Here is a 21412-nt window from a genome sequence, read left to right as displayed (position 1 = left end):
CGCGTCACTTCTTCGGCGCGAGCTGCTCGATGATCGCCTTGGCGACGTCCTGCATGGTCAGTCGACGGTCCATCGACGCCTTCTGGATCCAGCGGAATGCCTCGGGCTCGCTCAGACCCATCTTCTCGTTCAGCAGACCCTTGGCGCGGTCGACGAGCTTGCGGGTCTCGAACCGCTCGACCATGTCGGCGACCTCGGCCTCGAGCGTGATGATCTGCTCGTAGCGTGCCAGGGCGATCTCGATCGCGGGCAGCAGGTCGTTCGGAGTGAACGGCTTCACGACGTAAGCGAGCGCACCCGCCTCGCTCGCACGCTCCACGAGCTCCTTCTGGCTGAAGGCCGTGAGCAGGACGACGGGTGCGATGTGGTTCTTGTTCAGCTTCTCGGCGGCGCTGATGCCATCGAGCTGAGGCATCTTCACGTCCATGATGACGAGATCGGGGCGCAGATCGGTGGCGAGCTGCACGGCCGTCTCACCGTCTCCGGCCTCGCCGACGACGTCGAATCCGTTGTCGCGGAGGATCTCGACGATGTCCAAACGGATGAGCGACTCGTCCTCTGCCACCACCACGCGGCGGGGTGCGGTCGGGTTGGTCGCGGCGGTTTCCTGCTCAGTCACCTTTGAATCCTACGGCACACGGCCACCGCGCATCCGGATGCGACACCGTCCGCGCCACGGATGCGGTGGCCACCTGGCGTCGAGGCGATCTTCCGCCCCCGAGGAAACCGGGCGATCCGAGCCGCTGAGCCCGTCGTCGGGCGCGCGTCGGTCGGTGCGATAGGGTCGAATCCGGTCACGAGCGTGGCCGATGCCGGCGTGGCGGAATGGCAGACGCGACCGACTCAAACTCGGTTACTCGAAAGGGTGTGTGGGTTCGACTCCCACCGCCGGCACCAACGTCTTGTCGCGGTCGCGCGTGGACTTCGTGTCTCACTTGTGCACGGGCGCGGCCGTCTGAGCGTGAACCGTTGAGACACGCACCGCCGGGTCGGGCGCCAGAGTGGCTCCGTGTCTCACTTGTGCACGCCTGCGGCGTTCGCGACGTGAACGGTTGAGACACTCATCCGGTGCGCCGCCTCCCGGGTCCTTCGTGTCGCACTTGTGCATGCCCATGCCGCGCGAAACGTGAACGGTTGAGACACGCATCCCGGGGCCGCCGCGGGTGGCGCGGGGACGCGGCGGGTGGCGCGGGGACGCGGGCGGCGGGAACGAGAAAGGGACCTCCCCCGGTGGGGAAGGTCCCTTCTTTGCATCTCGCGGGTTACTCGCCCGACCAGATCGGAGCGCGGCCGTTGACGGCGTCGCCGATCTTGTGGATGCGGATGTCGTTCGTCGAGCCGGCGATTCCGGGAGGGGAACCGGAGATCACGACGACCTTGTCACCCTCCTTCGCCAGCCCCTTGGAGAGGAAGAACTCATCGACCTGCATGAACATGTGGTCGGTGTGCGGCACGTGCTCCACCAGCGACGACTGGATGCCCCAGGTGACCGCCATGCGGCGACGGATCGCGGGGTCCGGCGTGAACGCCATCATCGGGATGCTGGGACGAAGGCGCGACATGCGACGCGCCGTGTCGCCGGACTCGGTGAAGATGCAGAGCCAGCTCGCCTCGACGAACTGTGCGACCTCCATCGCGGCCAGGGTGATCGCGCCACCCTGCGTGCGCGGCTTCGTGTTCAACGGAGCGATGCGGTCGAGTCCGTGCTCCTCCGTGGAGGCCACGATGCGCGCCATCGTCTCGACGACGCCGACCGGATACTTGCCGACGCTGGTCTCGCCCGAGAGCATGACCGCATCCGCGCCGTCGAGGACGGCGTTGGCGACGTCGCTCGTCTCGGCGCGCGTCGGGACCGGGTTCTCGATCATCGACTCGAGCATCTGCGTGGCAACGATGACCGGCTTCGCCATACGACGGCACAGCTCGACCGCGCGCTTCTGCACGATCGGCACGGCCTCCAGCGGAAGCTCCACACCAAGATCGCCACGAGCGACCATGATGCCGTCGAAGGCGTCGATGATCTCCTCGAGGTTGTCGACGGCCTGGGGCTTCTCGATCTTGGCGATGACCGGGACACGCCGGCCCTCTTCCGCCATGATCTCGTGCACACGGTTGACGTCTTCGGCGTTGCGCACGAACGACAGCGCGATGATGTCCGCGCCCGCGTTCAGGCCCCAACGAAGATCGGCCTCGTCCTTCTCGGACAGTGCGGGGACGTTGACGGCCACGCCGGGCAGGTTGATGCCCTTGTTGTTGGAGACCGGACCGGCGACGACGACCTTGGTGGTGACGACGGTGCCGTCGGTTTCGACGACCTCCACACGCACCTTGCCGTCATCGATCAGCAGGAAGTCACCGGGCTTGACGTCCTGCGGGAGCCCCTTGAAGGTCGTCGAGACGATCTCCTTGGTGCCGAGGATGTCCTCGATCGTGATCTTGAAGATGTCACCCACGGCGAGCTCGTGAGGGCCGTCGGCGAACTTGCCGAGGCGGATCTTGGGCCCCTGCAGGTCGACGAGGATCGCCACGGCGGAGCCGGCGTCCTCCGCGGCACGGCGCACGTTCGCGAAGTTCGCGTCGTGGACCGAGTAGTCACCATGACTGAGGTTGAGGCGGGCGACGTTCACACCTGCGTCGATGATCGCGCGGACCATCTCGTAGGAGGAAGTTGCCGGGCCTAGGGTTGCGACGATTTTCGCGCGTCTCATCCGAGTTCGAACTCCGGGTCTTTTAGCGATGAAGGGGATGCAGGTTCAGCCTACGCGGGCTGCAACCCGATCGCGATATCGGTGGGCCGTACAGGCGCCGGCAGAGCGGTCGAACCCATCAGGTAGCGGTCGACGGATGCGGCTGCTGCACGCCCCTCGGCGATCGCCCACACGATGAGCGACTGGCCTCGGCCGGCGTCGCCCGCCACGAACACGCCGGGCGTGGTGGTCTGGTAGGCGTCGTCGCGCTCGACGTTGCCGCGCGAGGTGAACTGCGTCTGCAGCTGGTCCTCGAGCTCCGTGCGCTCCGGGCCGGTGAAGCCCATCGCGATGAGCACCAGGTCTGCCGGGATCTCCCGCTCGGTTCCGCTCTTGGGCACGCGGCGCCCGTCGACGTACTCGGTCTCGGCCACACGCAGTGCGCGCACCTCGCCGACCTCGTTGGAGAGGAACTCGACGGTCGAGGCGAGGAAGACCCGCTCCCCGCCCTCCTCATGGGCGGACTGCACCTCGAAGATCGTCGGCGTCGTCGGCCAGGGCTGCGCGTCGGGGCGCGATGCCGGAGGCTGCTTGCCGATCGCGAGGTTCGTCACGCTCAGCGCGCCCTGACGGTGCGCCGTGCCGATGCAGTCGGCGCCGGTGTCGCCACCGCCGATGACGACGACGTGCTTGCCTTCGGCCGTGATCTGCGTCGGGAGCTTCTCGCCGGCGACCGCGCGATTCGACTCGACCAGGTATTCCATCGCGAAGTGCACACCGGCGAGGTCCCGACCCGGGATGGAGAGGTCGCGCGGCACCGTCGAACCGGTGGCGACGACGACCGCGTCATACCGGCTGCGCAGCTCGTCCCACGTGATGTCGCGGCCGATCTCGACGCCGGCGCGGAAACGCGTGCCCTCGTCCTGCATCTGACGAAGGCGAAGCTCGAGGTGACGCTTCTCCATCTTGAAGTCGGGGATGCCGTAGCGCAGCAGCCCGCCGATGCGGTCGTCACGCTCGAACACGGCCACCGTGTGGCCGGCTCGGGTCAGCTGCTGCGCAGCAGCGAGGCCCGCAGGTCCGGAACCGACGACCGCGACCGTCTTGCCGGTGAGCCGCTCGGGCGGCTCGGGCTCGACCCATCCGTGTGAGAAGGCCTCGTCGATGATCGACACCTCGACCTGCTTGATGGTGACGGCGGGCTGGTTGATGCCCAGCACACAGGCGCTCTCGCAGGGGGCGGGGCACAGTCGTCCCGTGAACTCCGGGAAGTTGTTGGTCGCGTGCAGACGCTCGATGGCGCTGCGTCCTTCACCGCGCCAGGTCAGGTCGTTCCACTCCGGGATGAGGTTGCCCAGCGGGCAGCCCTTGTGGCAGAACGGGATTCCGCAGTCCATGCAACGACCGGCCTGCCGGCGCAGCACCGCCGAGTCGCCGGGCTCATAGACCTCTTTCCAGTCCATGATGCGCACGGGAACGGGACGGCGCGCGGGCAGCTCCCGCTCGGTCACCTTCAAAAAGCCCTTGGGGTCAGCCACCGGTCACCTCCATGATGCGGCTCCACACGATGTCGCCGTCGGGGTCCAGCCCCTCCGCCAACGCCTCCTCGCGGGTCTGCAGCACCGCTGCGTAGTCGCGCGGCATGACCCGCACGAAGTTCTTCACTTCCTCCTCGAAGTTCTCGAGGAGCGATGCCGCCAGAGACGAGTCCGTCTCCGCGGTGTGACGCTCGAGCAGGTCGCGCAGGATCGCGGCGTCGCCGGACCCCAGCTCCCCCAGCTCGAGCTCGCCCGAGGCGAGCGATTCACGGTTGACCAGGTTCTCGTCGAGGCGGTACACGTAGGCGGTGCCGCCCGACATCCCGGCGCCGAGGTTGCGTCCGGTCGTGCCGAGGATGACGGCGAGACCGCCGGTCATGTACTCGAGCGCGTGGTCGCCGACACCCTCCACGACCGCTGTCGCGCCCGAGTTGCGCACCAGGAAGCGCTCGCCCACGACGCCGCGCAGGAACATCGTGCCCTGCGTCGCGCCGTAGCCGATCACGTTGCCGGCGATCACGTTCTGCGAGGCGTCGAAGCTCGACCCCCGCGGCGGACGCACGACGATCTGGCCGCCGGAGAGGCCCTTTCCGACGTAGTCGTTGGAGTCGCCCTCCAGGCGCAGCGTGATCCCTGATGGCATGAAGGCACCGAAGGACTGCCCGGCCGATCCCGTGAGGTTGACCACGATGGAGCCGCTCGGAAGCCCGTTCGCACCGCGCGCCTTGGTCACGTGGTGGCCCAGCATCGTGCCGACGGCTCGTTCGGTGTTGCGCACGGGAAGCGTGATCTCAACCGATCCGCCGTGGGCGATCACGTCCTGAGCGCGTTCGATGAGCGCGACGTCGAAGTGCTTCTCGAGCTCGTGCAGCTGCTCACGCGCGTTCCGACGCGGCTCGTCCTCCGCGAACGCCGGCCCCTCCAGGACGGGCGCCAGGTCGAGGCCGCTCGCCTTCCAGTGCTCGATCGCGCCGTTGACGTCCAGCAGCTCGTTGTGGCCGATGGCCTCGTCGAGCGAGCGGAACCCGAGCTCGGCGAGGTACTCCCGCACCTCCTGAGCGATGAACTCCATGAAGTTCACGACGAACTCCGGCTTGCCGGTGAAACGCTCCCGCAGAACCGGGTTCTGCGTTGCGACGCCGACCGGGCAGGTGTCGAGATGGCACACGCGCATCATGACGCAGCCGGAGACCACGAGCGGTGCGGTCGCGAACCCGAACTCCTCCGCACCCAGAAGCGCGCCGATGATCACGTCACGGCCGGTCTTGAGCTGCCCGTCGACCTGCACGACGACGCGATCGCGCATGCCGTTGAGCATGAGGGTCTGCTGCGTCTCGGCGAGGCCGAGCTCCCACGGCGTGCCCGCGTGCTTGAGCGAGTTGAGGGGGCTCGCACCCGTTCCCCCGTCGAACCCGGAGACCAGGATGACGTCGGCCAGGGCCTTGGCCGTCCCCGCCGCCACCGCGCCGATGCCGGACTGGCTCACGAGCTTCGCGTGCACGCGCGCCGAAGGGTTCGCCCGCTTGAGGTCGAAGATGAGCTGCTTGAGGTCCTCGATCGAGTAGATGTCGTGGTGCGGCGGCGGCGAGATGAGTCCGACGCCGGGTGTTCCGCCGCGGGTGCGCGCGACCCAGGGGTACACCTTCTGCGGGGGCAGCTGTCCGCCTTCACCGGGCTTCGCACCCTGGGCCAGCTTGATCTGGATGTCGTCGGCCTCGGTGAGGTACAGGCTCGTGACGCCGAACCGGCCCGACGCCACCTGCTTGATGGCGCTGCGCCTTTCGGGATCGAGCAGACGCTCGACGTCTTCGCCTCCCTCACCCGTGTTCGACTTTCCGCCGATACGGTTCATCGCGATGGCCAGCGTCTCGTGCGCTTCCTTCGAGATCGAGCCGTAGCTCATCGCGCCGGTGGAGAAGCGCTTCACGATCGCAGAGACCGGCTCGACTTCGTCGATCGGAACGGGCGGACGGATGCCGGTGCGCAGGCCGAACATGCCGCGCAGAGTCTTGAGCTCGCTCGCCTGGTCGTCCACGAGCTTGGTGTACTCGCGGAAGATGTCGTACCGGCGCTCGCGGGTCGCGTGCTGGAGCCGGAAGACGGTGTCCGGGTTGAACAGGTGCGGAGAGCCGTCGCGACGCCACTGGTACTCGCCGCCGGTCCACAGCCGCTCGTGGGCGCGGGCCGCCGCATCCTCCGGATAGGCGAACGCATGCCGTGCCGCGTTCTCGGCAGCGATGACGTCCAGCCCCACGCCGCCGAGCTTCGACTCGGTGCCTGTGAAGTACGAGGCGATGAACTCCTCGGAAAGGCCGACGGCCTCGAAGACCTGGGCCCCCGCATACGAGGACACCGTCGAGATGCCCATCTTCGACATGATCTTCAGCACGCCCTTGCCGAGCGCCTTGATCAGGTTCTTGACCGCCTTCTCGGGCGAGATGCCGGTGATGAACCCGGCGCGCACGAGGTACTCGACGCTCTCCATGGCCAGGTAGGGGTTCACCGCCGACGCGCCGTACCCGATCAGGGTGGCCACATGATGCACCTCGCGCACGTCGCCCGCCTCGACCACGAGGCCGACCTTCATGCGGGTCTCCTTGCGGATGAGGTGATGGTGCACGGCCGCGAGCATCAGCAGCGACGGGATGGGGGCAAGGTCCGCGTTGGAGTCGCGGTCGCTGAGCACGATGAACTCCGCGCCGTCCTCGATGGCACGGTCGACCTCGGCGCACATCTGCGTGAGGCGCTTCTCCATGCCCTTCGCGCCGGCCTGCACACGGTAGAGGCCGCGGATCGTGGCGGAGGTGCGACCGGGCAGGGCCGTGTCGATGTGCTGGATCTTCGCGAGCTCGTCATTGTCGATCACGGGGAAGTCGAGCGTGACGGTGCGCGCGTGCTCCGCCCCCCAGCTCAGCAAGTTCGGCTCGGGGCCCAGCCCCAGCGAGAGCGACGTGACGACCTCTTCGCGGATCGAGTCCAGCGGCGGGTTGGTGACCTGCGCGAACTGCTGCGTGAAGTAGTCGAACAGCAGCCGCGGCCGGTCGCTCAAGACCGCGACGGGCGTGTCGCTGCCCATCGCGCCCAGCGGCTCGGCGCCCGTCTGCCCCATGGGGGTCAGGAGGATGCGGACCTCTTCCTCCGTGTAGCCGAAGGTGCGCTGGCGCCTGGTGATCGAGGCGATGGGATGCACGATGTGCTCACGCTCGGGAAGCTCGGACAGGCGGACGCGGCCGGCGTCCAGCCACTCCTGCCAGGGGTGGAGCGTCGCGAGCTCGTTCTTGATCTCATCATCCTCGATGATGCGGCGCTGGGCCGTGTCGACGAGGAACATGCGACCGGGCCGCAGACGACCGCGCCGCTTGATGCGCTCGGGCTCGAAGTCGAGCACGCCGGTCTCACTGCCGATCACGACGAGGCCGTCGGTCGTCTCCGTCCACCGGCCCGGACGCAGTCCGTTGCGGTCGAGGGTGGCGCCCACGACGGTGCCGTCGGTGAAGATGAGCGCGGCGGGCCCGTCCCAGGGCTCCATCTGCATGGAGTGGTACTCGTAGAAGGAGCGCAGCTTCGGGTCCATGTCGGGCTGCTTCTCGTACGCCTCCGGGACCATCATCATGATGGCGTGCGGCAGGCTCCGGCCGGTCAGGGTGAGAAGCTCCAGCACCTCGTCGAACGAGGCGGAATCGCTCGCGCCGTCGGTGCAGATCGGCAGGAGCGGGCGGATGTCGCCCAGCACCTCGGACTCGAGCTGCGACTGCCGCGCCCGCATCCAGTTGCGGTTGCCGTTGACGGTGTTGATCTCGCCGTTGTGCGCGACCATCCGCAGCGGCTGCGCGAGCGGCCACGACGGGAACGTGTTCGTCGAGTAGCGGGAATGGACGACCGCGAGCTCAGACGCGAAACGCTCGTCCTGCAGGTCGGGATAGAACGGCTCGAGCTGCAGCGTCGTGACCATGCCCTTGTACCCGAGCGTGCGGCTGGAGAGCGAGACGAAGTAGGCGTCGAGCTCGTTGCGGGCGCGCTTGCGGAGCCGGAACACGCGGCGGTCCAGGTCGATGCCGCTCAGCGCGGGCGCGTCGCCCACTGCCGGGCGGGACAGGAACAACTGCTCGAACGCCGGGCGCGCCTCGAGGGCGAGCTTGCCGAGGTGCTCCTCCTCCGTGGGCACCTCGCGCCAGCCGAGAACCACGAGGTTCTCGCTCGCGGCGATCCGCTCGATGCCCGCCTTCTGCGCGGCGCGCTCGTCGGCGTCGCGCGGCAGGAAGGCGAGACCGGCCGCGTACTCCCCCACGGGCGGCAGGTCGAAGTCCACGACGGCGCGCAGGAACGCATCCGGCATCTGGGTCAGGATGCCCGCGCCGTCGCCGGTTCCGGCGTCGGAGCCGATCGCGCCTCGGTGCTCCAGGTTGCGAAGCGCCGTCAGGGCGAGATCGATGATGTCGTGGCCCGCTTCGCCGCGAAGGGTAGCGACCATGGCGAGGCCACACGCGTCCTTCTCGAACGCCGGGTTGTACATGCCCTGCTTGGCAGGGAAGGCGCCGAATCCCGCAGATCCGGGGGCGCTGTGACGGGGGCTCGAAGCCATACCAACCGTCCTCGATTGTTGCTGTTGCTGGGACGACGTCGGCCCGGAGAGTTACTTGGCGGCGGTGCTTGTGGCGCTGCCAGTGGTGATGGTTTCGTCGGCGGGGGGTGCGCTCACATCGACGAAGTCCTCGGTGTTCTGCGATTGTACAGCCGACTTGTCCACCCACTCGCGACCGAGCCGGTAGGGCGAGGCCTCCAAGCCCGTGTGACGCACCTTCTGGGCCACCAGGATGACGAGGCCCAGGATCACGCCGAAGATCGCGGCCCAGACGTTCGAGCGGAGTCCGAGGAACACCTCGCTGGGATCGATGCGGATGTTCTCCCAGACGATTCGGCCCGCGGAGTACCACACGAGGTACAGACCGAACTGGCGGCCCCACTGCATCGTGAAGCGCTTACCGGCCCACAGGATGACGGCGGCGCCCAACAGATTCCAAATCACCTCGTACAGGAAGGTCGGCTGGAAAAGCGTGCCCTCTGGCAGTCCGACGGGGATCGCGTCGTTGGGTCGGGCGATCTCCAGCCCCCACCAGCCGTCGGTGGGCTGACCGAACAGCTCCTGGTTGAAGTAGTTGCCGAAACGACCCATCGCCTGGGCGATGATCAGGCCCGGGGCGAGGGCGTCCGCGAAGCTCCAGAACCGGATGCCTGTCCAGCGGCAGCCGATGAGTGCGCCGATCGCGCCGCCGATGAGGGCGCCGTAGATCGCGATGCCGCCCTCCCAGATGGCCCACACCGAGCCCGGCTCGAAGGGGTTCCACGTGTTCTTGCCATCGCCGAAGTAGAACCCGGGGTGCGTGAGCACGTGGAAGGCCCGCGCGCCGATGAGCGCGAGCGGAATCGCGAACAGGGCGATGTCCACGACGACCCAGGGCTCGCCGCCGCGCTTGGTGAGTCGTCTGTTCGTCAGGATGGTCGCAACCACGATGCCGGCGATGATGCACAGTGCGTAGAACCGGATCTCCGGGCCGCCCGGCCACAGATCGAATCCGTTGATCGGAGGGCTCGGGATGCTGGCGAGCACGCCTGCGGGCGCGCTCGTGAGGGCGAACGTCATGACGACGAGTCTAAAGGCGTCGGTGGTGCGCTCGTGCGCGATCAGGGATACCTGTCGAAGCGGGCGCCCTCGGGACGGGAACGCCCGGTCGTGAACACCAGCAGCACGATCAGCCCGATGAGCGGGATCAGCAGGATGAAGAACCAGAGCCCACTGCGATCCACGTCGTGCAGACGGCGCCAGGTCAGAGCGAGTCCGGGCAGCAGCGTGAGCACGGAGTACAGGGCAGCGATGGCCCCGATGACGGTGGTCACGCCGGCGTCGGACTGTGCGCCGTTCCACACCAGATACGGTGCCGGCCATGCCGAGAACGTCAGCGGATCGCCGACAGCGGTCGAGACGATCTGGAGTCCGAGCCCCACGAGAGCGTTGGTCAACACCCACCACCAGAACTCGCTGCGGCTCGCTCTGCCCGAGAAGGTCGCGTACTTCAAGAAGTAGCGCGCGATCGCCTGATGCCAGGACGCGTCGTAGAGCGGCTGCGACAGAGGGATCGTGGAGGAACTCACCTCGGCGACGCTACGCGAACCGCACGCGGCGCGCGAGCGGGCTCAGCGACGCGTGCCGTCGGCCAGAGCGCGGGCGGTACGCGCCAGCTCCTCGAGCCCGCCGTCGCGCAGAGCACGAACCAGGGCAGTGCCGACGATCGCGCCGTCGGCGTACTCCAGCACGCCCGCGACCTGCTCCGCGTTCGAGATGCCGATGCCCACCGCGGCGTGCTCGACGCCCCGCTCGCGCAGTCGGGCCACGAGCGTGCGTGCGGCCGCATCCAGCTCGGCGCGCTCCCCCGTGATCCCCATCGTCGAAACCGTATAGACGAATCCCGTGGAGTTCTTGACGACGAGCTCAAGGCGCTCGTCGCTCGACGTGGGGGCGGCGAGGAAGATACGGTCGAGCCCGGTGCGCTCGCTCGCGGTGATCCACTCACCAGCGGCCTCGGGGGTGATGTCGGGCGTGATGAGTCCCGCTCCCCCGGCGGCGAGCAGGTCATCGGCGTATCTGTCGACGCCGTACTGGAACACAGGGTTCCAATAGGTCATGACGACGACGGGCACGTCGACGCGGCTCGTGATCTCCTTGACCGCCGGGAACAGGTCTCGCAGACGGAAGCCGGCGGCGAGAGCGGCCTGCGTCGCCTCCTGGATGACCAGGCCGTCCATCACCGGGTCGGAGTACGGCGGGCCGAGTTCGATGATGTCGGCACCGTTCTCGGCGAGCACGACGGCCGCCTCGATGCTCGTGGCGATGTCGGGGAAACCGAGCGGCAGATAGCCGACGAACGCCCCGCGTCCCTCGGCGTGGGCGGCCTCGATGGCCGCGGCGACGCGCGAACTCACAGCTCGGTCCCCTCTCCCCGCGCCTCGTCGGCGGCGGGCGGCACGTCGACCGGCGACCCCTCGTCGCCGGCCGCGTCGTACAGATCGAAATAGCGGGCGGCCGTGTCCATGTCCTTGTCGCCGCGACCGGACAGGTTGATGGCGATGACCGCGTCGGGTCCGAGCTCCTTGCCGATGCGGAGCGCCCCGGCCAGCGCATGCGCCGACTCGATGGCGGGGATGATGCCCTCGGTGCGCGAGAGCAGCCGCAGCGCCTGCATGGCCTCGTCGTCGGTGGCCGGGATATAGGACGCGCGGCCGATATCGGCCAGCCAGGCGTGCTCGGGACCGACACCCGGGTAGTCCAGCCCCGCCGAGATCGAGTGCGACTCGACGGTCTGCCCGTCCTCGTCCTGGAGCACGTAGGTCTTGGCGCCGTGCAGGATGCCGGCGCGGCCGCGCTCGATGGAGGCCGCGTGCTTCGGGGTGTCGACCCCGTCGCCCGCCGCTTCGACGCCGTACAGCGCCACCGACTCGTCGTCGAGGAAGGCGTCGAACATCCCGATCGCGTTCGAGCCGCCGCCCACGCATGCGAACACGGCGTCGGGCAGTCGGCCCACCTGCTCGAGAAGCTGCGCGCGGGCCTCTTCGCCGATGACCTTCTGGAAGTCGCGCACGAGGGCGGGGAACGGATGCGGCCCCGCAGCGGTGCCGAAGATGTAGTTCGTCGTCTCGACGCTCGCCACCCAGTCCCGGTATGCCTCGTTGATCGCATCCTTGAGCGTGCGCGATCCTGTCGTGACAGGGATGACCTCGGCACCCAGCAGCCGCATCCGAGCGACGTTGAGCGCCTGCCGCTCGGTGTCGACCTCACCCATGTAGATCGTGCACTCGAAGCCGAACAGCGCCGCAGCCGTCGCGGTCGCGACACCGTGCTGTCCGGCTCCCGTCTCCGCGATCACGCGTGTCTTGCCCAGCCGCTTGGTGAGCAGCGCCTGACCCAGCACGTTGTTGATCTTGTGCGAGCCGGTGTGGTTCAGATCTTCGCGCTTGAGGAACACGCGGCCGCCACCCGCGTGGGCGGCGAAGCGCGGCACCTCGGTGAGCACTGAGGGACGCCCCGCGTAGGAATGCAGCAGCTCCGCGAACTCCGCCTGGAAGGCGGGATCAACGATCGCGGACTCGTAGACGGCGGTCAGCTCATCGATCGCGGCGATGAGCGACTCGGGCATGTAGCGCCCGCCGTACTGACCGAAGAAGGGTCCTTTGACATCGCGCAGACTCATGATCCAGCCTCCAGGAAAGCGTGCAGGGTCGCGACGGGTTCCGCCGTCACGAGTGCCTCGCCGATGAGGACGACGTCCGCGCCGCCGGAGCGGTAGTGGCGCACGTCGTCGGGAGTGAGGACCGCCGATTCGGCGATCTTGATCGCATCGCTCGGGAACGACTCGGCGAGGCGTCCGAACAGATCGCGATCGAGCTCGAAAGTGCTGAGGTTGCGCGCGTTGACGCCGATGAGGCGAGCTCCGAGATCGGATGCGCGCGAGAGCTCCTCGGCGGAATGTGTCTCCACGAGCGGCGTCATCCCGAGCTGGAGCACGAGTTCGTGCAGCTGCACGAGAAGCGGCTGCTCGAGTGCGGCGACGATCAGCAGCACGAGATCGGCGCCCGCCGCGCGTGCTTCGAGCACCTGGTAGGGCGTGGCGATGAAGTCCTTGCGCAGCACCGGAACGGCGACGCGCTCGCGCACGGCTTCGAGATCGGCGAGGCTGCCCTTGAACTTGCGACCCTCCGTGAGCACGGAGATCGCGCTCGCGCCACCCTCTTCGTAGCGGGATGCCTGGAGAGCAGGATCGGGGATCGCCGCCAGATCGCCGCGCGAGGGGCTGGCTCGCTTCACCTCGGCGATGATCTTCACGCGGTCGGCGGGCGCGAGGGCCGTGAGGGCATCGAGCGCAGCGGGTCGGTCCAGCGCAGCGCGCTCCACGACCGACAGAGGCGTGCGCGACTCGCGGTCACGGGCATCCTCGACTGCGCCGGCCGTGAGGTCGGCGAGCACCATCAGTGCTCTTTCGCGACGTACTTCGGGCCGTTGACGCCCCAGCCGGCGCGGGCCAACGCCCACCCGGTGATCAGACCCACGACGAGCAGACCGACCGACGCCCACACGAGCACGGGCATGTCGAGCACGAAGAACACCGTGCCCAGCGCGACGGCGACGAGCATGATCACCACGGCCGTCCAGGCTGCCGGGGAGTGTCCGTGGCCGGGGTCGTCGATGGAATTGCTCATGTCTCTCCTTCGGGTGCGGCCACGTGACGGCCGGATCCAGTCTAGCGGGGCGGGTCGGGGAAGGTCGGGTCATCGCCGCGGGAGAGGTCGTCCCACGAGTCGATGGCGTCAAGCGGTGCGTCGTCCGCGACGACTGCCCGCCGGCGCGGAGAGTCGTACTTGCGTCCTCCGCCGGGCCATCGCCAGCCGGTCACGAGCACGAAGGAGCCCGCACCCAGCAGGAGAACGGCGGCGACAAGAGCAGCTACCGGCCACCCCGTGACGCTCGTGCTGGCGACCAGTGCCGCCACCGACGAGTCACCCGTGATGCCGGTGGTCTCCGTGACGCTCGGGGCATACGCGTCGACGGGCACGTCGAAGGCGACGGGCGCCGTGAGCACGGCGATTCCGATCGCCGCAGCCACCGTCAGTGCGCCGAAGACGATGCGAAGCACCCGGCCGATGATCGACAGCGCCGCGCCGAGTGCGAGCACGGCGAGACTGAGCGGGGTCAGCACGGGCACGGCCGCCGTTCCGGAGACCGCCACATCGGCTGCGGCACCATCCGTCAGCGAGACGTGGATCCAGGTCTGGGTGGCCGCCAGAGTGCTCGTAGCCCCCGCCGCCAGGATCGCCAGAACCGAGATCGAGCGTGCGCGACGGATCACTCGCCGCCTCGCACGGGCTCCAGATCGTCGGTGTCGAAACAGGTCCGTGTGCCGGTGTGACAGGCGGGGCCGGTCTGCTCGACCGACAGCAGCACGGCGTCGCCGTCGCAGTCCAGGCGGGCGCCGCGCACGACCTGGATGTGACCCGACGTGTCGCCCTTGCGCCAGTACTCCTGACGCGAGCGCGACCAGTAAGTCGCGCGACCCGAGGTGAGCGTGCGCCGCAGCGCCTCCGCGTCCATCCAGCCCATCATGAGCACCTCTCGGGTGTCCCACTGCTGCACGATCGCTGCGACCAGGCCCTGATCGTTGAAGCGGACCCGGGAGATCCGCTCTTCGACGCTCTGGCTCATCGACGTACCTCGATCCCCTCGCCGACCAGCGCGTCCTTCACGTCGCCCACCGTGAGCTGGCCGGAGTGGAAAACGGATGCGGCGAGCACCGCGTCGGCGCCGGCACGGATGGCGGGCGCGAAGTCGCCGACCTGCCCGGCGCCGCCCGAGGCGATGACCGGCACGCGGGAGATCTCCCTCATCAGGGCGACGAGTTCGAGATCGAAGCCGTTCTTCGTGCCGTCGGCGTCGATCGAGTTGACGAGCAGTTCACCGGCGCCGCGCTCGATGGCCTCGCGCGCCCAGGCGAGCGCGTCGAGCTGGGTGAGGGTTCGCCCGCCGTGGGTCGTGACGGCGAAGCCCGAAGGCATGCCTTCGGCGCGCTTGACGTCGAGCGACAGAACGAGCACCTGGGCCCCGAAGCGGTCGGCGATCTCGTCGATCAGGGCGGGTCGGGCGATAGCAGCCGAATTGACGCCGATCTTGTCGGCGCCGACGGCCAGGAGCCTCGCGACGTCCTCGTCGGAGCGGACGCCGCCGCCGACGGTCAACGGGATGAAGACCTCTTCCGCCGTGCGGCGCACGACGTCGTAGGTCGTCGCCCGTTCGTCGACGGTCGCTGTGACGTCGAGGAAGGTGAGCTCATCAGCGCCCTGCTCGAAGTACAGCCGCGCGAGCTCGACGGGATCTCCCATGTCGCGGAGGTTCTCGAACTTGACGCCCTTGACCACGCGTCCCGCCGCCACATCCAGGCACGGGATGACTCGGCAGACCACGCTCATCAGAGCCTCGCCGCGTGGATCTCGGTCACCAGGATCGCCCGCGCCCCGATCGCGTAGAGCGCGTCCATGACCTGGTTGACGCGCTTGCGGGGACTCATCACGCGCACCGCGACCCACGACGGGTCCCGCAGCGGCGAGATCGTGGGCGATTCGATACCCGGAGCGACCGCGATCGCCTCGTCGACGAGGTCGGCGGGCAGGTCATAGTCGATGAGCACGTACTCGCGCGCGACCATGACACCGCGCAGACGCCTCAGCAGCGTCTCGAGCCCGGCGGGCTCCTGCGCGCCGGTGATCAACACGGCGTCCGACTCAAGCAGGACCGGACCGAAGATCTCGAGCCCCGCCTGACGCAGCGTGGTGCCGGTGGAGACCACGTCGGCCACCGCGTCGGCGACGCCGAGTTCGACGGCGGATTCCACGGCGCCGTCGAGCGGCACGAGATCGACCGCCACGCCGTGCTCGTCGAGGTACGCGTCCACGAGACCGGGGTAGGCGGTGGCCACCCGCATCCCCTCGAGATCGGCGAGCTCGGTGAATCGACCGGGAGGGCCCGCGAAACGGAACGTCGAGCCGCCGAAACCGAGCGCCTCGATCTCACGCGCGCCCGGCATGCGTGCATCGAGCAGCAGGTCGCGCCCGGTGATGCCGACATCCAGCGCGCCCGAGCCGACATAGGTGGCGATGTCCTTGGGTCGCAGATAGAAGAACTCGACGTCGTTGAGCGGGTCGATGGCGTGCAGATCCTTCGGATCGCGACGGCCCTTGTATCCCGCCTCGGCGAGCATGGCCGCCGCGGTCTCGGAAAGGGAGCCCTTATTGGGCACGGCGATTCTCAGCATGGGAAAACTCTCTGGAAGATGACGGATGCGGCGGGTGCGGGCATCAGAGATGTCGGTACACGTCCGCCGGCGTCAGACCCTTGGCCAGCATGAGCACCTGCAGGTGGTAGAGCAGCTGCGAGATCTCCTCGGCTGCCTCGGCGTCGCTCTGATACTCGGCGGCCATCCAGACCTCTGCCGCCTCTTCGACGATCTTCTTGCCGATCGCATGCACACCGGCATCGAGTTCAGCGACGGTGCCGGATCCGGCGGGTCGCGTCCGGGCCTTGAGCTCGAGCTCCGCGAACAGGTCGTCGAACGTCTTCACCGTCCTAGGGTACCGTCCGCCGACCGGCGCGGCTGCCGCCCTCAGTGCCGGTGCGACGACGCTGCGGCGGCCTGCGCCCGGAGCCCCGCGATCGCCGCATCCGGATCCTCCACGCCGAAGACCGCGGATCCGGCGACGAACGTGTCCGCGCCGGCGGATGCCGCTTGTTCGATGGTGGCCGGAGCGATCCCACCGTCGACCTGGAGCCAGACCGCCGAGCCGACCCGGCGCGCAGCGTCGGCGAGGCGGGCGAGCTTCGGCATCGTCTCGGGCATGAACGACTGTCCGCCGAAGCCCGGCTCCACGGTCATGACGAGGATCTGGTCGAACTCGTGCAGCAGCTCCAGGAGCGGCTGCTCGGAGGTCCCCGGCTTGATCGCCACTCCGGCGCGTGCACCGATCTGGCGCAGCCGCCGTGCGAGCGCGACCGGCTCGGCGGCGGCTTCGAGATGGAAGGTCACCGAGGCCGCCCCCAGTTCGGCGTATCCGGGCGCCCACCGGTCCGGGTCGTCGATCATCAGGTGCACATCCAGCGGCACGGGGCTCGTCGCCTGCACCCGCTCGACCATCTGGGGACCGAAGGTCAGGTTCGGCACGAAGTGGTTGTCCATGACGTCCACGTGTACGAAGTCGGCGCCGGCGATGCGGCCGAGCTCGGCCTGCATGTTGACGAAGTCCGCGGCGAGGATGGAGGGGTTGATGCGGGGAGCGCTCACCCTGCCATTATCGGCGAGCGTCACGCGCGGCGTCGCAGCAGCGAGATCGACATGGCGTCCGTTCCGTGCCGGTGGGGCCACAGCTGCGCTCGTCCGCTGCCGTCGGCGGGCGTCGGAAGATCCAGCGGCTGATTCGCGACATCCTGCAGCACGGCGCGGGCGTCGATCTCCTCGATCTCGTCGCCTCGGCGCTCGCGCACCTCCGCCACGACTGCGCTGGTTTCGGCCAGATGGGGCGAGCACGTGACGTAGGCGACGATGCCCCCCGGCGTCAGCGCGTCGAGCGCACTCTCCAGCAGCTCCCGCTGCAGGCTCGCGAGCGCCGCCACGTCTTGCGGCGACTTCCGCCAGCGGGCCTCGGGCCGACGACGGAGGGCGCCCAGGCCTGTGCACGGCGCGTCCACCAGGATGCGGTCGTAGCGCCCGTGCCCCGCGCGCGAACGCCCGTCCTCCTCGCTGACCGAGACCTCGGCCGGAACACCCGCGAGAGCCTGACGCACGAGTCCCGCGCGGGCCGGCGCGATCTCGTTGGCCTCCAGCAGTGCACCGCCGGCGAGGGCCTCGGCGGCGAGCAAGGCGGTCTTGCCGCCGGGTCCGGCACACAGATCGAGCCATCGCTCACCGACGGACACCGGTTCGGCGCGACTGAGCGCGAGCGCCGCCAGCTGCGACCCCTCGTCCTGCACGCGGATACGACCGCCGGATGCGCGGATCAGCGGCTCGGGGTCCCCGCCTGCGGAGAGCGCCCCCACGGGTGAGTACCGCGTCGGAGCAAGCTCGGATGGTCGATCGGCGAGTCCGGGAAGCACGGCCAGCGAAACCCGCGGCGACGCGTTATCGGCACGCAGGAGGTCTTCGAGCTCGTCAGCGCGCCCCTCGGCCACCAGAGCACGGCGGAAGGCGCGGATCACCCAGACGGGGTGGGCGTACGCGAGCCCCAGCCGTTCGTCGTCCGAACGGGCCGCCGCCTCGATGCGGGCGAGCCACTCCCCCGGCGTATCGCGTGATATCCGGCGCAGAACCGCGTTGACGAATCCGGTGGGCGCGGCGCCGATCGTCTCTCGTACGAGCGCCACCGTCTCGTGCACGGCCGCGTGGGAGGCGATCCGCGTCGAGAGCAGCTGGTGCGCGCCCAACCGCAGAGCGTCGAGCACATCCTCGTCGATCTCGTCGGTGGACCGGCCCGCCGCAGACGCGATGATCGCGTCGTAGGTACCGAGGCGTCGGAGTGTGCCGTACGTCAGCTCTGTGGCGAGCGCCGCATCCTTCGCGTCGAGTCCGGCCCGCGCGATCTCCACCGGCAGGAGAAGGTTCGCGTACGCATCGGATGCGGCCACGGCGCGCAGCGTGTCGAACGCCACCCGCCGCGGATCGTAACGGCTCACGACGCCACCAGCCCCTCCGCCGCGCGGAGACCTCGCAGCCAGTCGCCCGCCGCCATCGCCGCCTTACCGGCCGGCTGCACCCGCATGAGCGCCACGGGATCTGTCGCTGTACCGACGAGCACCTCCGACTGCGCGGCACGGATGGCGCCGGGCGACAACGCAGCGGCGTGCTCGGCGCGCTGCATGTCGTGGATCTTGACGCGCACACCATCGACCGTCGTGAAAGCGCCGGGTTCGGGCGTCGTGCCACGAAAGCGCGACAGCACCGCATCCGCCGTCTGGGTCCAGTCGAGCCGGCCGTCCTCGGCGGTCAGCTTGCCCGCGTACGTGCTCTCCCCGACTTGCGGGAGGGCGCGAGCCGTCCCCGCCGCCAACTGGTCGACGATGTCGACGAGCGCGCCAGCACCGTCGCGCGCGAGATCTTCCAGCACGCGCCCGGCCGTGGCCGTTGGAGGGATGCGGTAGCGCGTCCCTCCGTACACGTCGCCCTCGTCGAGGCCGGCGGTCAGCTGGAACACGTTCGTGCCGGTCTCGCCGTCTCCGGCGATCAGTGCGCGCTGCACGGGCGCCGCTCCCCGCCAGCGAGGCAGCAGGGAGAAGTGCAGATTGATCCACCCCAAGCGGGGGGTGCCCAGCAGCGGCTCCCGGACGAGGCCGCCGTAGGCCACGATCACACCGAGATCCGGTTCGAGGGCTGCGATGCGTTCGGTCGCCGCGGCGTCCAGACGATCGGTCTTGAGCACGTCGATCCCCAGCTCGTCGGCGGCGACGGCGACCGGCGAGGCTGTGAGGACGCGCTTGCGTCCGACGGGTGCGTCGCGGCGCGTGATGACGCACGCGATCTCGTGATCGGTGGCGGCCAAAGCACGCAGCGAGGCGACGGCGGGTTCGGGCGTTCCCGCGAAAACAAGACGCATCGGGTTCCTCACAACTCGGGATCGGGCACGTCCACCCGAACTCTGAGTGTATTCCGGCTCCGCGCGGGGGTCCGGCCGCGCGTGCGGCGGGCACGCACCGCATCGGCGATCACCGCCGCTCGCAGAGAGCCCGTCACCGCCTTTCCGTGGCCGTAGTCGAAACGGACGAGCGCGCGCGAGCGCGGGGGGTCCTCCCCGAGGATCTCCGAGGGTCCGAGAATCGCATCGACATCGAGGGCGGGGACCTCGGCGCGCAACTGCGCGAGAGCGTCGTGAACCGTGCGGGGCTCCCCCTCTACGACCGCCACGCGCACCGCCGGCGGCAGATGCAGCACAGCGCGGTCGGCGAGCTCGGCGCGGGCGTGGGCGGCCTGCGTCCACGTCGCCAACGCGCGAGCGAGGGGTCCCGCGACCCCCGTCAGCAGCACGGGTGCGCCGGGGGCGGTCAACGCTGCGGCGTTCGACCACCACCGCAGACACGCCTCGCCGATGCGCAGGTCCTCGGCGAGCAGCATCCGGTCGCCGTCCAGCAGCAGAACGGCGCGATACCCGCCGTCCGCGATCGGCTCCGCCCCACGGGTCGCGATGACCAACGCCGGGCGATGCTCGACGCGTGCGACCGGATGGTCGCCGTCGGCCACGATCACCCGCGTACCGGGGAACGCCCGCCCGAGCTCATCCGCGGTGCGTTCGCTTCCCGAGGAGGCGAGACGAAGGTGCTGCCCTTCGCACACGGCGCACTGCCAGCCGGCGATCCCGCGCCCACACCAGGCGCACTCCGGCGGCCTGCCCTGCCTGCGCACCCGAAGCGGGCCGGAGCAGTGTAGACAACGAGCGGGCGCACGGCACGAGGAGCAGACCACCACGGGGGCGTAGCCGGGTCGGGCGACCTGAACCAGCACGGGACCCTCTGTCAGCGCGTCGCGCACAGCCTGGAACGCCGAGGAGGGGATGCGCGCCTGCGCGACCGCATCGGACGTTGCCGTCAAGACGACGCGTGGGGTGACACGCCGCGCCGCGGGGATGTGGCGCAGCCACCCGATCTGAACGAGTCGCTCGACATCCGTGGTGCGCGTGTGTCCGAGCACGAGCAGTGCGCTCTGCTCGCTCTCCTGGCGCAGAAGCGCCACATCACGGGCGTGCGCGCCGGGGCTGAGCGGCTCCGCGAGCAACGGGTCGCCGTCGTCCCAGATCACGACGAGGCCCGTGCTGCTCGTGGGCGCGTAGACCGCCGAGCGGTTCCCGACCACGATGCAGGGCGCGTCGGCGAGGGTGCGCAGATACGCGCCGTAACGCGAGGGACCACTCTGGCGGGCGTCGGACTGCACGAGTGCGTCCCGCGGCACGCGTCCCGCCAGCGCGGTCATCACCTGGTCCTGATCCCGATGGTCCGGGACGACGATGACGACGCTGCGCCCCGCGGCGAGGGTGATCGTCGCCGCGGCAGCGATGAGTACGGCCCACGATCCCACCGTGACGCCCTCGGCGAGTTCCACGACCCGTGGTGTCGCATCCACGGCGAGGCGTTCACCGGCCCGGATGCCTTCCGCGAGATGCGGGAACGCCGCGAGGACCTCTTCCGCCGTCCGCACCGCATTCGCGTGAGGCACTTCGGCGACGGGCTCGGGCGAGTGGAGCCATGCCTTCTCCGCGCGCACCATCCGCTTCGGCACGGCGAGGCGGAGCACGTCGGAAGCCGAACCCGCCGCGCGATCTGCGACGCGACGAGCGAGGCTGTACAGGCTCGACGGGAGGACGGGCATCGGTGAGACGACGCTGTCGAGCTCGGAGAGCGGACGCGAGTGGTCGGTCTCCTCGCCGCGTTCGACGAGGAACCCGTCGACGACACGACCGGCGCTGCGCAGAGGCACGCGCACACGCACGCCGGGCACGGCGTCCTCGTCGAACTCGGGCGGGATCGCGTAGTCGAACAGGCGGTCGAGCTGCGGCAGTGGCGAATCGAGCAGTACGCGCGCGACCGGCCGAGCGGGGCCGGACGCCCCGGTCATC

At 69.3% G+C, this 21412-nt stretch carries 19 protein-coding genes and 1 tRNA gene; 1 reads left to right on the top strand and 19 read right to left on the bottom strand.

What is annotated here, in order from left to right; translation table 11 throughout:
• Positions 1-4: 4 nt before the first annotated feature.
• Positions 5-619, bottom strand: a complete 615-nt coding sequence (locus tag PQV94_RS07735; protein WP_137416998.1) for an ANTAR domain-containing response regulator — start codon at positions 617-619, stop codon at positions 5-7.
• A 192-nt stretch (positions 620-811) separates the two neighbouring features.
• Between PQV94_RS07735 and PQV94_RS07730 the strand changes: the two genes are divergently transcribed.
• Positions 812-897: transfer RNA gene (locus tag PQV94_RS07730), tRNA-Leu, on the top strand.
• A 365-nt stretch (positions 898-1262) separates the two neighbouring features.
• Here the strand turns inward: PQV94_RS07730 and pyk are convergent.
• Genes pyk through PQV94_RS07640 form a run of 18 tightly spaced genes read right to left on the bottom strand, consistent with a single transcriptional unit; the run spans position 1263 to position 21411 of the window.
• Positions 1263-2708: a pyruvate kinase gene (pyk, locus tag PQV94_RS07725; RefSeq protein ID WP_274288166.1), complete on the bottom strand. Its 1446-nt coding sequence runs from the start codon at positions 2706-2708 to the stop codon at positions 1263-1265.
• 50 nt (positions 2709-2758) lie between these two features.
• Complete coding sequence (locus tag PQV94_RS07720) at positions 2759-4225, bottom strand: glutamate synthase subunit beta (RefSeq protein WP_274288165.1); 1467 nt, start codon at positions 4223-4225, stop codon at positions 2759-2761.
• Complete coding sequence (gene gltB, locus PQV94_RS07715) at positions 4218-8807, bottom strand: glutamate synthase large subunit (protein ID WP_274288164.1); 4590 nt, start codon at positions 8805-8807, stop codon at positions 4218-4220. Before gltB ends, PQV94_RS07720 begins: the two co-directional genes overlap by 8 nt.
• Before the next feature lie 51 nt (positions 8808-8858).
• Positions 8859-9866 carry a prolipoprotein diacylglyceryl transferase gene (gene lgt, locus PQV94_RS07710; protein WP_274288163.1) on the bottom strand — a complete coding sequence of 336 codons (1008 nt, stop codon included), beginning with the start codon at positions 9864-9866 and terminating at the stop codon, positions 8859-8861.
• A gap of 41 nt (positions 9867-9907) precedes the next feature.
• Positions 9908-10375 (bottom strand): DUF805 domain-containing protein, encoded by a 468-nt coding sequence (locus PQV94_RS07705; RefSeq protein WP_274288162.1) that lies wholly within the window; start codon positions 10373-10375, stop codon positions 9908-9910.
• Between the two features lie 42 nt (positions 10376-10417).
• The gene (gene trpA, locus PQV94_RS07700) at positions 10418-11203 is read right to left on the bottom strand and encodes a tryptophan synthase subunit alpha (protein WP_274288161.1); all 786 of its coding nucleotides are present in this window, start codon (positions 11201-11203) and stop codon (positions 10418-10420) included.
• Entirely contained in the window at positions 11200-12468 is a 1269-nt protein-coding gene (gene trpB, locus PQV94_RS07695; protein ID WP_274288160.1) for a tryptophan synthase subunit beta, read from the bottom strand. The genes trpA and trpB overlap by 4 nt, the downstream gene beginning before the upstream one ends.
• A complete protein-coding gene (gene trpC / locus PQV94_RS07690; protein WP_274288239.1) occupies positions 12465-13241 on the bottom strand; it encodes an indole-3-glycerol phosphate synthase TrpC in 777 nt (258 codons plus the stop codon). Before trpC ends, trpB begins: the two co-directional genes overlap by 4 nt.
• 2 nt (positions 13242-13243) lie before the next feature.
• A complete protein-coding gene (locus PQV94_RS07685; protein ID WP_137416990.1) occupies positions 13244-13474 on the bottom strand; it encodes a DUF6704 family protein in 231 nt (76 codons plus the stop codon).
• 41 nt (positions 13475-13515) lie between these two features.
• The gene (locus PQV94_RS07680; RefSeq protein ID WP_274288159.1) at positions 13516-14121 is read right to left on the bottom strand and encodes a Trp biosynthesis-associated membrane protein; all 606 of its coding nucleotides are present in this window, start codon (positions 14119-14121) and stop codon (positions 13516-13518) included.
• Positions 14118-14474 carry a phosphoribosyl-AMP cyclohydrolase gene (gene hisI, locus PQV94_RS07675; RefSeq protein WP_274288158.1) on the bottom strand — a complete coding sequence of 119 codons (357 nt, stop codon included), beginning with the start codon at positions 14472-14474 and terminating at the stop codon, positions 14118-14120. The genes PQV94_RS07680 and hisI overlap by 4 nt, the downstream gene beginning before the upstream one ends.
• A complete protein-coding gene (gene hisF / locus PQV94_RS07670) occupies positions 14471-15235 on the bottom strand; it encodes an imidazole glycerol phosphate synthase subunit HisF (RefSeq protein ID WP_274288157.1) in 765 nt (254 codons plus the stop codon). Before hisF ends, hisI begins: the two co-directional genes overlap by 4 nt.
• Positions 15235-16077: an ATP phosphoribosyltransferase gene (hisG, locus tag PQV94_RS07665; RefSeq protein WP_274288156.1), complete on the bottom strand. Its 843-nt coding sequence runs from the start codon at positions 16075-16077 to the stop codon at positions 15235-15237. Before hisG ends, hisF begins: the two co-directional genes overlap by 1 nt.
• Before the next feature lie 43 nt (positions 16078-16120).
• Positions 16121-16384: a phosphoribosyl-ATP diphosphatase gene (locus tag PQV94_RS07660; protein WP_274288155.1), complete on the bottom strand. Its 264-nt coding sequence runs from the start codon at positions 16382-16384 to the stop codon at positions 16121-16123.
• 41 nt (positions 16385-16425) lie between these two features.
• The gene (gene rpe, locus PQV94_RS07655; RefSeq protein WP_274288154.1) at positions 16426-17100 is read right to left on the bottom strand and encodes a ribulose-phosphate 3-epimerase; all 675 of its coding nucleotides are present in this window, start codon (positions 17098-17100) and stop codon (positions 16426-16428) included.
• A gap of 20 nt (positions 17101-17120) precedes the next feature.
• Positions 17121-18485, bottom strand: coding sequence for an RsmB/NOP family class I SAM-dependent RNA methyltransferase (locus PQV94_RS07650; RefSeq protein ID WP_274288153.1), 1365 nt, complete (start codon positions 18483-18485; stop codon positions 17121-17123).
• Positions 18482-19402, bottom strand: coding sequence for a methionyl-tRNA formyltransferase (gene fmt / locus PQV94_RS07645; protein WP_274288152.1), 921 nt, complete (start codon positions 19400-19402; stop codon positions 18482-18484). Before fmt ends, PQV94_RS07650 begins: the two co-directional genes overlap by 4 nt.
• Positions 19403-19410: 8 nt before the next feature.
• Positions 19411-21411, bottom strand: coding sequence for a primosomal protein N' (locus tag PQV94_RS07640; protein ID WP_274288151.1), 2001 nt, complete (start codon positions 21409-21411; stop codon positions 19411-19413).
• Between the last annotated feature and the right edge of the window lies 1 nt (position 21412).

Source organism: Microbacterium sp. Clip185, from assembly GCF_028743715.1.
Classification (GTDB): domain Bacteria; phylum Actinomycetota; class Actinomycetes; order Actinomycetales; family Microbacteriaceae; genus Microbacterium.
The sequence above is the reverse complement of the archived record's forward strand: the minus strand, read 5'-3'. Positions and strand labels throughout refer to the sequence as shown.

Coding starts and splice junctions, on each gene's coding strand:
- trpB (WP_274288160.1), bottom strand. CDS start 12,468: ATGAGTCTGCGCGATGTCAAAGGACCCTTCTTCGGTCAGTACGGCGGG.
- PQV94_RS07640 (WP_274288151.1), bottom strand. CDS start 21,411: ATGACCGGGGCGTCCGGCCCCGCTCGGCCGGTCGCGCGCGTACTGCTC.
- hisG (WP_274288156.1), bottom strand. CDS start 16,077: ATGCTGAGAATCGCCGTGCCCAATAAGGGCTCCCTTTCCGAGACCGCG.
- hisF (WP_274288157.1), bottom strand. CDS start 15,235: ATGAGCGTGGTCTGCCGAGTCATCCCGTGCCTGGATGTGGCGGCGGGA.
- PQV94_RS07685 (WP_137416990.1), bottom strand. CDS start 13,474: ATGAGCAATTCCATCGACGACCCCGGCCACGGACACTCCCCGGCAGCC.
- fmt (WP_274288152.1), bottom strand. CDS start 19,402: ATGCGTCTTGTTTTCGCGGGAACGCCCGAACCCGCCGTCGCCTCGCTG.
- gltB (WP_274288164.1), bottom strand. CDS start 8,807: ATGGCTTCGAGCCCCCGTCACAGCGCCCCCGGATCTGCGGGATTCGGC.
- hisI (WP_274288158.1), bottom strand. CDS start 14,474: ATGAGCCAGAGCGTCGAAGAGCGGATCTCCCGGGTCCGCTTCAACGAT.
- pyk (WP_274288166.1), bottom strand. CDS start 2,708: ATGAGACGCGCGAAAATCGTCGCAACCCTAGGCCCGGCAACTTCCTCC.
- lgt (WP_274288163.1), bottom strand. CDS start 9,866: ATGACGTTCGCCCTCACGAGCGCGCCCGCAGGCGTGCTCGCCAGCATC.